General features: G+C 68.5%; 15 protein-coding genes. All 15 read left to right on the forward strand.

The window, feature by feature from the left end:
- The first annotated feature begins 460 nt into the window (after positions 1-460).
- Positions 461-1,699, forward strand: coding sequence for a hypothetical protein (locus ACQP2U_RS24665; protein ID WP_433709659.1), 1,239 nt, complete (start codon positions 461-463; stop codon positions 1,697-1,699).
- A gap of 74 nt (positions 1,700-1,773) precedes the next feature.
- Positions 1,774-1,992, forward strand: a complete 219-nt coding sequence (locus tag ACQP2U_RS24670; RefSeq protein ID WP_433709660.1) for a hypothetical protein — start codon at positions 1,774-1,776, stop codon at positions 1,990-1,992.
- A gap of 258 nt (positions 1,993-2,250) precedes the next feature.
- The gene (locus tag ACQP2U_RS24675; RefSeq protein WP_433709661.1) at positions 2,251-2,562 is read left to right on the forward strand and encodes a hypothetical protein; all 312 of its coding nucleotides are present in this window, start codon (positions 2,251-2,253) and stop codon (positions 2,560-2,562) included.
- Positions 2,563-2,666: 104 nt separating this feature from the next.
- Positions 2,667-4,535, forward strand: a complete 1,869-nt coding sequence (locus ACQP2U_RS24680; protein ID WP_433709662.1) for a ParB/RepB/Spo0J family partition protein — start codon at positions 2,667-2,669, stop codon at positions 4,533-4,535.
- A 116-nt stretch (positions 4,536-4,651) separates the two neighbouring features.
- On the forward strand, positions 4,652-4,984 hold the full coding sequence (locus tag ACQP2U_RS24685) for a hypothetical protein (RefSeq protein ID WP_433709663.1): 333 nt from the start codon (positions 4,652-4,654) through the stop codon (positions 4,982-4,984).
- A complete protein-coding gene (locus ACQP2U_RS24690; protein WP_433709664.1) occupies positions 4,981-5,841 on the forward strand; it encodes a bifunctional DNA primase/polymerase in 861 nt (286 codons plus the stop codon). The genes ACQP2U_RS24685 and ACQP2U_RS24690 overlap by 4 nt, the downstream gene beginning before the upstream one ends.
- 689 nt (positions 5,842-6,530) lie before the next feature.
- Entirely contained in the window at positions 6,531-7,754 is a 1,224-nt protein-coding gene (locus tag ACQP2U_RS24695) for a DUF4192 domain-containing protein (protein ID WP_433709665.1), read from the forward strand.
- Positions 7,754-7,963 carry a hypothetical protein gene (locus ACQP2U_RS24700; protein WP_433709666.1) on the forward strand — a complete coding sequence of 70 codons (210 nt, stop codon included), beginning with the start codon at positions 7,754-7,756 and terminating at the stop codon, positions 7,961-7,963. The genes ACQP2U_RS24695 and ACQP2U_RS24700 overlap by 1 nt, the downstream gene beginning before the upstream one ends.
- Positions 7,964-8,131: 168 nt before the next feature.
- Positions 8,132-9,637 carry a YifB family Mg chelatase-like AAA ATPase gene (locus tag ACQP2U_RS24705; protein ID WP_433709667.1) on the forward strand — a complete coding sequence of 502 codons (1,506 nt, stop codon included), beginning with the start codon at positions 8,132-8,134 and terminating at the stop codon, positions 9,635-9,637.
- 503 nt (positions 9,638-10,140) lie between these two features.
- The gene (locus ACQP2U_RS24710) at positions 10,141-10,572 is read left to right on the forward strand and encodes a hypothetical protein (protein ID WP_433709668.1); all 432 of its coding nucleotides are present in this window, start codon (positions 10,141-10,143) and stop codon (positions 10,570-10,572) included.
- A 150-nt stretch (positions 10,573-10,722) separates the two neighbouring features.
- The gene (locus ACQP2U_RS24715; RefSeq protein WP_433709669.1) at positions 10,723-10,950 is read left to right on the forward strand and encodes a hypothetical protein; all 228 of its coding nucleotides are present in this window, start codon (positions 10,723-10,725) and stop codon (positions 10,948-10,950) included.
- A complete protein-coding gene (locus tag ACQP2U_RS24720; protein WP_433709670.1) occupies positions 10,947-11,360 on the forward strand; it encodes a hypothetical protein in 414 nt (137 codons plus the stop codon). The genes ACQP2U_RS24715 and ACQP2U_RS24720 overlap by 4 nt, the downstream gene beginning before the upstream one ends.
- Before the next feature lie 22 nt (positions 11,361-11,382).
- The gene (locus ACQP2U_RS24725) at positions 11,383-11,694 is read left to right on the forward strand and encodes a hypothetical protein (protein ID WP_433709671.1); all 312 of its coding nucleotides are present in this window, start codon (positions 11,383-11,385) and stop codon (positions 11,692-11,694) included.
- A gap of 58 nt (positions 11,695-11,752) precedes the next feature.
- Entirely contained in the window at positions 11,753-12,283 is a 531-nt protein-coding gene (locus ACQP2U_RS24730; RefSeq protein WP_433709672.1) for a single-stranded DNA-binding protein, read from the forward strand.
- Positions 12,284-12,523: 240 nt separating this feature from the next.
- The gene (locus ACQP2U_RS24735; protein WP_433709673.1) at positions 12,524-12,733 is read left to right on the forward strand and encodes a hypothetical protein; all 210 of its coding nucleotides are present in this window, start codon (positions 12,524-12,526) and stop codon (positions 12,731-12,733) included.
- Positions 12,734-12,755: the final 22 nt, after the last annotated feature.

Consider the following 12,755-nt stretch of genomic DNA (forward strand, 5'->3'; position numbering starts at 1 on the left):
GAGATCCGGTTATTAGCCGACGAGGGTTGCTACCGCACCACGGCGATCGTGGCGATACCCGCGCCCACTGCCGAACAACTCGATGCCATCGAAGAACTCATCCAACAGATCGACAACCTCGACAACTACGCCGTAGCGGCCGAGGCGACAGACTCGCCCCTGACGCCTGAGCCCTTCGAGCACTCACCTGGCGAGGCGGATGCGGGTCAACGCGACCGAGTACCCCCGATGCCGAGGCCGCCACGCATCGCGAGGCGGTCGCCTCGGCCGGTGCTCGCCGCGATCCGACCGAGGACGACAACCGTCTTCGACGTGCTCCCCCAGCGCGCCTACCAGCGCCTGAGCACGCCCGCGTGCCCTGCACCCAACGAACTGCCCCTTGCACCCTCCCTCACACGACACCCGCCGCATCGGTGGGTGTCGCGTCGTATCCGACTGTCCGAGAAAGGAATACGCTGATATGTCGATCGCCTCCTGTGTGCGTCACGCCGAGTTGGGAGACCTGGTGGGTCTGCTCAACGATCAGCAGGCCGCCAAACTCGATGTCCTGGCCCCCGCATCAGCGTTGCGGGCCTGCGATGGGTTGTTGCAGTTGTCGGGGGTGGAGCCGGTGTTCGACGAGCGCGGTGTCACCCCGGTCGATGGCCTGTATCGGCCGACCGGCGCCGCGGATGCGCATCTGGGGTCGAAGTTGAAAATCCCCGCCGGCTATCTGAAAGCGTTGCGCGAGATCGAACGCACCGATCTCTACGACGCCAACATCAACGGCTTGCTCCACGGACCGCAGGACCCGCGCCTGCCCGGCGGCCCCGACGAGCGCTCGTTCCTGCTGCGGTTGTTCACCTCCAGCCACCCCGACCAGCCGGGGGTGTTGCGGGCGGTGCTCTCGGACCGCTACGGCATCATCGACAACCTCGACGTGCTCACCGCCGTCCTCGACGGCATCCGCCTCGCCGACACCGACGTGACGGTGCGCTCGTGTGATCTGTCGGAATCCTCCATGCACTGCAAGGTGTACTCCCCCAAGATCCGCGCCCTCGCCCCGAGGCTGCTCGAGAACTATCGGACCCCGTTCGCCAACCCGGAACTGGAAGCCGAACGCCGCCGCGCCGCCGGGCAGATCGAAACCGGACGACGCCTGGCAGCCCGCGAAGGCCGCAGCTACCGACCGGGCACCGAACCGGTCGTGTTCGCCGGGCTGCGGTTCTCCAACTCCGAGATCGGCCACCACGCGGTCACGCTGAAACCGGAACTGATGGTCCAGATCTGCGGCAACGGCTTGACGCTGCCGCTGTTCGCGTTCACCAAACGCCACGTCGGGGACCGCCTCGAAATCGGCGGCACCCGCGCCTGGTCCCCCGACACCCAGCGCAAACGCCTCGCGGTCATCACCGCCGAGACCCGCGACAAGGTCAGCGAGTGGATGTCCCCGGGGTTCCTGAACGCCCGCGTGGCCGAACTCGAACGCCACGCCGCGACCCCGGTCACCCAGCCAGGACGCACCCTCGAGGTGATGAGCAAGAGACTCGGCTTCACCGAGGACGAACGCACCGGGATCTTGTCGCACTTCATCGCCGGGGGCCAGCTCACCGCCGCCGGGATCGCCAACGCGGTCACCAGCTACTCCCAGACCATCGCTGACCCCGACCGCGCCGACAACCTCGACGACCTCGCCCTCACCGCGATGACCCTGGTCTGAGGGCACCGAGATCCCCTTCCCCCGCTCGAAAAGTCCCTCACTCCCTGTCCCTGTCTCTCGAAGGAGTTGTACCCATGGCCGAGACCACCACCCTGACCCGCGCCGAATTCGACACCGCCGAACATTTCGGTGCCGCCGGCGCGGTGACCGCGCTGGACGCAGACACCGTGGCCCGCTGGCGCGAGGAATTCCCGGACTGGAAAGCCAAGCACTGGGGCTACACCGACCCCGCCGCGCCGCACGGTGCCCGGCACCTGCGCCCGATCAACGTCGCCGCCCGCACCAAGAAGTAGCGCCCGCTCGCGAGCGCCCGCGCCCGCCACCACGTGGTGACACCTGCCTGGTCGGAGCGACACCGTCAAGCCACGGACCGCTGGTCGGTCGGTGTCCAACGATCTCGCCACCGGCCACGCGGTCACCGACGTCGTGCGCTGCGGCCAGGACATCGCAGTCACAGACGTGATCGACACGCTCCCGGCCCGGGCGACCGCGATGTCGTGTTGCTTCGCACCGGGGAGACCCCTCCCAATCCAGGAAGGACATCTGCGCCCATGACGAACAAAAAGCGAAAACTGCGACTGCCCAGGGGCTTCGACAGTGTCGATGAGATCCTCGGCCTCGACGTCGAAGGCTGTGTCGTCATCAGGTTCGCCACCAAGCACAAGGCAGTGCTGACACCGTGCTGTCACGCCAGCGGCAAGGGCAGCGCCGATTCGATCTCCGGGGTCGTGTGCCGCGCCTACTATCGCGACGTGCACCACAAACACGGTGGCATCGACAGCGAGATCGCCACCGCCCGCGCCGATCTGGACATCGTCATCGACGCCGACCCCCCGGAACCCACCAAGCCCGCGAGCGGTTAGTCCGCCCTTTCGCCCCATCCCATCGAAGTCCCGTCCCCGAGGCAGGGACCGTCCAGTCCAAAGCTGGCCGGTCCCTGCCTCTTTCACGATAGGAGCTCATCTCGATGCCCACCGACACCGACACTCCCACCACCGACACCGAAATCGGCGACGTGGCCTCCGCCATCGACCTCGCCCCCGATCCCACCACCGACCCGGACACCGACACCGACGTTGCTGCCGAATTCCGCGGCTCCCCCGACGAGTTGTGCACCGGGCCGACCGCGAATCCCGCCGACCTCGAGATCGATGAGAACGTTCGCAAGACCTTCCGACTCGAAGACCACCCCGAGGTCACCGACTCCATCCGCGAACACGGTGTCCGGGACCCGATCCTGGTGATCCGGATGCCCGACAGCCGCCTGATCGTGCGCGACGGGCAGGTCCGCACCCTGACCGCCCTGGCCTACGAACTGCCCGAGGTGCCGGTCTACATCCGCGATTTCGACCCCAGCGTGGACACGACCGAGGCCGAGATCGAGCGCATCACCGAACAGATCACCCTCAACGACCGCCGCATCCCGCTCACCAACAGCGACCGCGCCGCCGGGATCGCGGCGATGCTCGACCTCGGCGCCTCGGTCACCCGCGTGGCCAAGGCGTTGCAGACCAAACGCGACGAAGTCAAACTCGTCGGCAAGGTCGGCACCTCGCCCACCGCACGCGGGCTCATCGACGACGACCAGTACGACCTGGCCCACGCCGCGGTCATCGCCGAATACGAGAACGTCGGCGACCTCGACGCGGTCAACCGGCTGCTCAACGTGCGCAGCGGACTGTTCGACTACGAAGCCAACCGCATCGCCGCCGACCGCGCCGAACGACGCGCCTACCTCGCCGACGCCCTCCCCTACGCCCAGGCCGGGCTCGGGATCCTCACTGACTACCCCGACCTCGACAACACCGACATGGGACTGGCGTGCGCGGCCGAACTCGTCGACGGCGACGGCAACGCCATCGAGTTCGCCCACATCGCGGCAAATCCCAGGGCGTGGCTGGTGTGGATCGACGTCGCCGAGGAGCAGGTGTGGGTCGAGGTCGATACGGGCCATCTCGTCGACCCCGACACCGTGGACTGGGACACCCGCGACCAGCCCGACACCGAACCCGCCGAGGGGTTGCGCCACGCCCGCGAGGTCGAACAGCGCGACCAGTTGCTGCCCGAGTACTTCCTGCCCCGCGACCTCCTGGACGCGGCCGGGCTGCGCGAACGCGTCGACACCGACAACGACACCGAAACCGCTGATACGGGTGATCTCACCGACGACGGTGACGTCGACGACCCCTACGGCGAGCACCGCACCCACGGCGGGGCCGGCGATGACGAACAGGCCGCAGCCGCTCGGCGCGCCGCGGCCGAAGCCGCCGCCGAGGCAGCGGCGCAGGCGGCCGAGATCGAGCGGGCCGCGCGGCGGCGGGTGCGCGAGCTCAACAAGCTCGGTTTGGCCGCCAAGGCAACCCGGGTCGAGTTCGTGACCCGGCTGCTGGCGCGGCGTACCCCGCCCGCGCAGGCCGCGTTGTTCCTGACCCGGGCGTTGCTGGCCGACCCGGGGCTGGTCAACGAGTACCACGCCTTCGACTCCGCGCTGAAACTGCTCGGAATCGAGGGCTACCGGTCGCGCCACGACATGCTCGCCACCCTCGACACCATCAAACCCGCCCGCGCCCAGGTCATCGCGCTGGCGTTGGTGCTGGGTGGCTACGAACACCGCGCCGACAAGGACCTGTGGCGCTACGCCGACTCCGGCGCACGCCGCTACCTGGGGTTCCTGCGCGAACTCGGCTACACCCTCGTCCCGGTCGAACTCGCCGCCCTCGGGGAGATCAAAGCCGTTGACATCGACATCGACAACCCCACCACCGGCGAACCCGCGGACACCGAGGCGTCCGTCGAGACCGATACCGACGCCCAGGACCTACCCGAAGCGGCCTGACCGATCCGCCACACCCGGCTCCCGGTGCGCCCGAAACCCCTTCGGGCGCACCGGGACCGCGTCACGATCTTCGCCGCATTGCTGGTCTTCGCGGCATTCCCTTGAAGGAGTCAGTTGTGCGCACCCCCGACGAACCCACCATCGACGCCCTGGCCCGCACCGGCACCGGATATCAGGCCCGCAGCTTGTGCGTGGTCGACCACCAGCCCGCCGACATCATCATCACCGTCGCGGCACAGGGCCACTTCCGCTCCACCGTGCGCGTGTTCGACCAGATGAGCTTGTCCTGGCATCTGCTCCTGCGCGCTGATCACCTCGACTACCCGGCCCTGCCCACCGATCCCGCGCACCCCGACACCCTCGAAACAGTGCGCGAGCGGATGCGGGAACTGCACGCCACCGCGGTCTGGATCGCGCGCACCGCCCGCCACAACGGATCCCGCTGGTGACCACCACCGCGCGGGTTCTAGATCTGCGGGCGGTGGCCCTCGAGACCGCCGCGCGCGGGTGGCCGGTGTTCCCGGTCCGTCCCGGGGCGAAGAAACCGCCGGTGTTCAAACGCTGGCCCGACCACGCCAGCACCGACCCGACCCGCATTCACCAATGGTGGGAGCAGGACCCGGCCCGGAACGTCGCGATCGCGACCGGACCGGCCGGGTTGTGCGTGATCGACCTCGACCCCCGCCACATGCGCCCGCCCGCCACCGGATTCGCCGACGCCCTCACCCGCCTCACCGCGAGATCGAGCGCGCCGGTGCCGGTGACGTGGACGGTGGCGACCCCGCACGGCTGGCACCTCTACTACCGGGCTCCCGAAACACCGCGGCTGCCGTGCAGCATCGGGCGTCTCGGGGACGGTATCGACACCCGCGGCCACGGCGGCTACATCATCGCCGCCGGTTCACGCACCCGCCACGGCGACTACACCCTCGCCGGCGACCACCCCGTCGCCGACCTACCCACCGAAATCGTCACCCTGCTCACACCGCCACCACCGACACCGGCCCCACCCTCCACCGGTGCGACGCACCCCGACGCCTACCTCGCGGCGATCCTGACCGGGGAAACCCACCGCGTCGCGACCGCGCGCGTCCGGTTGCGCAACCACACCCTGTTCCGCTCCGCGCTCGTGCTGGGGCGACTGGTCGCCGCCGACGAGATCACCGAACACCACGCCCGCACCATCCTGACGAATGCTGCGGCCGTGCACGTCGGCGTCGAAGGCTTCACCACCGGCGAGGCCGACCACACCATCGCCAACGGCCTGCGCTACTCCCGCAGCCGCCCCCGCTACCTGCGGCGATGACCGACACCGGACCCTGCGGGGGAGGCGAGCGCCTCGCCGCTGTCGATATCCACCGCTGCCCCGCTCCATCGCCCGAACTTCGCAGCGGGCACGGCACCCGTTGCCGGGGGGCCTATACGACCGCTCTCACGCCCCTGCCGCAGTGGCTCGCCGTCATCAGCCCGGTCTCGGCTGCCGTGTGTTGGACAGCACTCAATATGCCTACGTCGCAGGCGTTTTGGGGGCATCATGTCCGCCGACGAATTCTGGTGTGTGCAGGGGTCGGGGGTGTGTTGGTTGGCGGCGGCACCTTGCCGATGCGGGCACGCGAAGGCCCTCCCGGTGACTTCTCTGCGGTCGTCGTCGATCGTGATCGCCTCACCCTCGGTGCGGCATGGTTCACCCCCTTCCTTCGCCATGACTGGGATTACGGCCCCACCGGACATTGCCTCGGCGGGACCGACTTTCACTCCACAGCAACGTCCATTCCGCCTGGATAGGTGAGGGCCACCCACTGATCCTCACCACCGGTCGAGCCACACCCCACCGGGCGCGTGCACCCCTGATCCACCCCGCCAGGAGGCCACTGCGCCTCCTGGCGCGGCATCGACACAACCGATCGCATTCCACGAGCCGAGAGGCCGGACCGGCACGGCCGACCCTCTGCCGAATCGCACCTACCACCGATATTGCGAAGGAGACGAAAACCCATGCCCGACAACACCGACGACGCCCAGTGGCCAGCCAGCACCGGGACGCCCTCCGCCGCCTCCGGCCATACTTACGAGGAGCACGCGGCCGCGGACAGGTTGCATGTCGATGATCCCGGGCAATTGATTGTTGCGGTGCCCGCCATGGTCGGGTTCATACCGCAGCGGTCCCTGGTAGTCGCTGTCCTGCGGGATGCACCGAATCCGGGCCACAGTCCGATCATCGACGCGGTACTGCGCTTCGATCTCGAAACCGACGGCAGGAGTCGGCGTGGTCTGGCCGCGGCGTACGCACAGGCTGTGGCGCAGATCTGTGCAGCGGAGGGGGCATCGGAGGTGCTCGCTGTAATCGTCGATGATCGGGTGCGCGAATCGCGGCGCACGCGCAGACACAGCGCGACGGTTACTGGGCCGTCGGCCGCGCTCGTCGCCGAGTTCGCGCGGCGGCTCGCGCAGCGGGAGGTGTTCCTCGAGGGCGCGTGGGCCGTGCAAGCGATCGAGAAAGACCAGCGGTGGTGGAGCCTGCTGGAGGCGAATCGTCGTGGGATGCTGCCGGACCCGGCCGCATCGATGGTCACCGTGGCGCACGTGCTCAACGGGCGCCCGATCCGCAGCGACCGCTCGGAGCTGACCGATCTGGTCACCCCCGACCACGAACTGGCCCAGCAGGTGACGGCCTTTCTCGACACCGCCTGCGCTCTCGCGCACGAACGCTATGCGACGGCGGTCCGGCGCGGTGATCCCGACGGATATCACCGGCGCGCACTCGAAAACATCCTGTGGCAGATCGCCGACACCGACTCCGGTGGGGCGCTCACCGCCCCGGCATGCGCGGACCTGGCCGCGGCGCTGCGTGATCGGACGGTGCGCGACTCGCTGTTCGCCTTGGCTGTCGGTGAGCACGCTGCCGCCGCGGAAAACCTGTGGGCCGCACTGACGCGAGCGTTGCCGGGCAGTGACCGTGCTGATGCCGCAACACTTCTCGCCTACAGTGCATACCTCCGCGGCGACGGCCCGCTGGCGGGCGTCGCCCTTCAGGCTGCTCTCGACGCTGATCCCGCGCACTCCATGGCGATCCTGCTGGAGACAGCGCTACGCACCGGATTGCGCCCCGAGGTCCTGCGCCGGTTGGCCTATAGCGGTCTGGGGATCGCCGCTGAGCTCGGCATCGACCTCGGCACCGAGCCGATGAGCGGTACGGCTCCAGACCACACCGCACTGTAGTGATCGGTAGCGCCGCCGAACTCGTGGCGTGGATCCGCGCGAACCTGCCCGCGCTCGACGAAGACCGGTTCGAACCCTGGCACACCGGATCCCCGGCACCCGGCGCGCTCACAGCGCGCATCGAGGTGCGCATTCACACACCCCCAGCCCGTGACCGCGTCACCAGCATCACCCTCACCGCCACACCCACCGGCGACCTTCCCTCCTGATCACCGCCCCACCCAACACTGTCTCCGCTGATCCAGATTCGAGGTGATCATGAACAAACCGTCCTCACCACCGCCCCAGCCACCACCATCGGGTTCGCCCTCGTCGCGGACACATACGCGCGCAACCAGAATCGGTCGCTCCCCCAGCCATCGGCAGGAGGTGTTCTGATGAGGCTCGGGCGCAGTAACACCGTGGCCGTCGCCGGTGTGACCGGACAGGTCATCGAAGTCCACGCCGACATCGCTGCGGGCCTGCCCTCGGTCACCGCCAGCACCGAAGGCATCGGAGCGGAGGTGCGTTACCGTATTCGCGCTGCCATCACCAACTCCGGGGAGCATTGGCCCGACCACCGGGTGACCCTCGCTGCTTGGCCGGCGGTCCCGTTGTCGGGTGCCGCGCACGATCTTGCGTTGGCCGTTGCGGTGCTCACCGCATCCGGTGCGGTCCCCGCCGAACGGGGAACCGGCGTGGTGTTCCTCGGCGAGCTGGCACTGGACGGGAGGTTGCGCCGCTGCCGCGGGCTGCTGCCCGCCGTGCTCGCCGCGCGTCAGAACAACCATCCAGCTGTCGTCGTCCCCGAGCAAGCACTCACCGAACTCGCCGCCGTCGATGGGATCGACATCCTCGCCGCCCCGGATCTGCGTGCGGTTCTGGGATGGCTTCGCCACCAACAACCACTGACCACACCAGACCGGCTTGTCCCCGAATATCCGCTGCCGCGAACCGATATCGGCGATATCGCCGGTCACTCACACGCCAAGCGGGCCCTGGAGATCGCCGCCGCCGGCGGGCATCACCTCGCTCTGCTCGGCGGTGCCGGGTCCGGGAAAACCCTTCTGGCGCAAAGCCTGCCGGGCATCCTGCCGCCCCTAACCGACGCCCAGGCGCTGGAAGTCGCCGCCATCGCCTCAACCGCCGGAACCGACCCCGACCAGGTCGTGTCCACGATGCCGCCGTACGTCGCCGCGCATCACTCCAGCTCCGTCTCGGCCATGCTCGGCGGCGGCTCTTCTCCCCAGCCGTTGCCCGGCGCCCTCAGCCGCGCCCACCACGGCGTGTTGTTCCTCGATGACGTCACCGAACTCGGAACCCGCGTACGGGAACCACTGCGGGCACCGTTGACCGAGGGTGAAGTTCGCATCGCCCGCCGCGACGGCATCACCCGCTACCCGACCCGATTCCAACTCGTTGTCGCTAGTTGTGTGTGCCAGTGCGGGGCCGCCACCGAAACTGGTTGCGGCTGTTCTCCCATGGTCCGGCGACGTTACCTCGACCGACTCGCCAGTGCGTGGACCGATCACATCGATATCTGGGTTGACCTGTTCCACAACGTTACTGGGCTCACTACCCTCGCCCGAGAAACCAGTGAGACCGTCCGTGCGCGTGTGAGCGCGGCCCGTGCAGCGGCGGCGTGGCGGTGGCGCGAACACGGGTACAACAGCAATGCCGAAGTGCCGGGCACGGTTTTGCGTCACGATTTCTCGTACCCGACGGCGGTGACCACCCCGATCGAGTCTGCCCTGCGGACCGGTCGTATCTCCGCCCGCGGAGCCGAGGGCGTACTTCGCTTGGCCTGGACCCTGTGTGATCTGCGGGCGGCGGACCGACCCAACAATCAAGACGTCACCGACGCCTTGATGCTGCGCCAGCGCACACGATCGCCACTGACCTGAGCCCCTACGCCTGGCACGACAAGTCCACGCGGCGGTGTGGTCGCCGAGCTGAGTTCGGGCTTCCCTCACGGGGCACCCGGCAAGGGAGCTAAGCTCACTCGTCGGGGGTCCCTGGGGGGTCGCTTTCTGCGTTCACCCGGTGCAACGTCCACGCCAGCGCCAACCCCTGCCCGGCGCACCGCGTGGCACCCAAAGGTGGTGCGCCCGCCCCCTTCGGGCGCACCACCCTTCCCGCCCGAGGGCATCTGCGATCAACCTGGCCTGAGCGCCCACCGTTGCAGCTGGGTCGTCACTGACTTCCGTGACCGATTGCGCGGCGCCTCACCCGGATACTGCCGGCGAAGGCGCGCTGCTGGTCGGCCCCTGTGGGTGCGCGGCCTTTTCTGCCCGCCAGCGGTCCTCGTGACCCAGTCGCAAACCCCACCGCCACAACCGAACTCGTCCGCGTCGACTGCGTCGCCCGACTCGGCCCACCGATACCCGACGAAAAGGGAGGCTCTGCCATGCCCGTGGTCCAACTCTGGTTCCGGCTGTCGAAGGTGATCGACCTCGCCGAGCACGCGATGGCGGCGACCGAGCATTCCCGCTCGCCCTACGCCGATCCCGGTCCTGCGGTGCCGTCGCTGATCTGGGTGAAGGACGACGGAATCTATTTGATGAGCAACGCGATCCCCCGCCAGCCCGGCGAACCCGGCAGCCCAGAGAACATGGCCCGGATCGTCTACGCCCACGGCCACGAATCCGGCACCCACTGGAGCGACGGCGGACCACTCGGCGACGACTTCGCCGAGTACATCGACCTCACCGCCCCCGCCCACGACGGTGCCCTCATCGATCTGATCCGCACCTACGCCGCCCGCGACGCCTGGCTGGTCTTCACCGTCTCGACCCACAAGTTCGAGATGACCTTCAGCCCCACCGGACCCACCTGCTGACCCGGCACCACCTTCGGTCGTGCGGCTGCCGCCCGTTACCTGCCCCGCAACCATGCCCCGCGGCCGTGCGCCGAACCGTGCCGCTGCGGTACCGCGTCCACCGCGCATTGGCACTTCGGTTGCCCGTTCTCCTGAAAGGAGGCTCTGCTCATGCCCTATCCGCAATTGGCATGCGTCCTGCCGCAACTGTCGCGTCTCGACGGCCGCTGCGCCACCGTCGCCACCGTCGGCCATGGGATGTCTCCGGTGTTGGATGAGGCGCACGACCTGGGAATCGGTTGGGGTTACTCCGATTTGGGGTCCGAGGACGCTGACAACCTGACCGCCGCGCTCGCGACCCGGCACCATCAGCGGCCCACACCGAGCGTGCGGCGATGAGCGCCGAGGGCACCCTTCCACCCGATGTCGATGGGACCGAGGTTGCGTTTCTGCGCCACCTCGTCTCCGGTATCGATGGCTGGTTCAGTGACCGCACCCGCCTCGACGAGCTCGTCCACGTCCGGGATCTGCTGCACCAGCGGCTGAGCATCCTCACCGACACCGCACACCTCGACAATGTCGACCTCGATCCGGTGATCGCGTTGTTCACCGTCGAGCTGCACCGGTTCCGCCACGCCGCCGCCGCCGCGGTCACGATCACCACCGTTGGCGGGCATCGCCACGACCGCGTCCGTGTCCACGACGTGCACCGCCACCACACCGTCATCGGACATCGCAACGGTTCGGGGGTGTTGCTGCCGCTGCGGTTCATCGAGGCCATCACACCCCACGACCAACCGAGGCAGTGACAGGCCCGAGGGCTCAGCCCCCATGAACCGCCAGGACGCCGACCCCCTGCTGCGCACGCTCAGCCCCCACCTGATAGCCAGCTCCGATCATCCACGCCTGCCACGATCACCTCACCACCGCCGATCGGCCCACCACGTGATCAGCCACGCCGGGGGACTGCTGGCGTGGATCGAGGCCAACCTGCCCGAACTCAACGAAGATCGTCACCATCCCCGGCAGGCGCTCCCCTTGCCGGGCGCGGTCACCGCCGCGATCGACATCCGTGCCCGCGTGGTCACCACCGTCACCGAATTAATCGCCGCCGTCGACGCCACGACCCGCACACATCCCTGACCACCGCACCACGCCGTGGTCGCACACCACATCCCGCGAATAGTGAAGGAGCACACCCATGGCCGGAGACACCGTCATCACCGTGATAGGCAACCTGACCGCCGACGTCGAGCTGAAATTCACGCCCGCGGGTGTCGCGGTCGCGAACTTCACCGTCGCCTCCACCCCGAGATATTTAGACCGCGCCACCAATCAGTGGAAGGACAGCGAGGCGCTGTTCCTGCGGTGCAGCCTCTGGCGAGAGGCCGCCGAGAATGCCGCGGAGTGCCTGACACGTGGAGCGCGTGTTCTGGTCAGTGGCCGTCTCAAGCAGCGCAGCTACCAGACCCGCGAGGGCGAGAAACGCAGCGTCGTCGAGCTCGAGGTCGACGAGGTCGGTGCCTCGTTGCGCTATGCCACCGCCAAGGTCACCCAGCGAAAAGCCAACCGCACCAACACGAGCAACGAAAGCAGTGACCGCTCCGGTGAACTCGTCGGCGCCGCCACCGGCAACCGGAACGGCGGGGACGATCCCTGGGCCAGCACCGGTAGCGGATTCGGTGGAGGGTTCGGGGGCGGATTCGGTGGGGGCGAGGAGCCCCCGTTCTAGAAACGCGCGCTGCGTGACTGCGCCCCCGCCCACCCCGCATCAGTGGCGATGCCCGCGCGGGGAGGGTGCGCGCGCGTGGTGGATACACCCGACACCCCCGGACGGGTGTATCCACCACCGTCTCACCCACGTCCGCGCACCCGGGGCGGGCGGCACTGGCTGACGGTCGCGGACCGATCCCCAATCCGGTGCGCCTGAGCTTTCCGTGCGCCGATCCAGTGTCGAAAGGTCAACAGCCGCGTGAGCGATACCGGGAATTCGACCTACACCCGCGACCAGGGCGACTGGGAGCCGACCCGCTGGTACACCGTGCTCGGCTCCGACGGGCAGCTGTGGTGCGAGTCCAGCGACCGCGCCGACGCCGTCGCGGCCATGCGCGCCGGTGATCGACTCATGCGCACCTGGCAGCGCGTGTGCCGCGAGTCGCAGATGCGCGAAGAACGGCCCTGAATCGAACCCACGATCTCGAGAC

This window comes from Nocardia sp. CA-084685, assembly GCF_050955785.1.
Lineage (GTDB): Bacteria > Actinomycetota > Actinomycetes > Mycobacteriales > Mycobacteriaceae > Nocardia.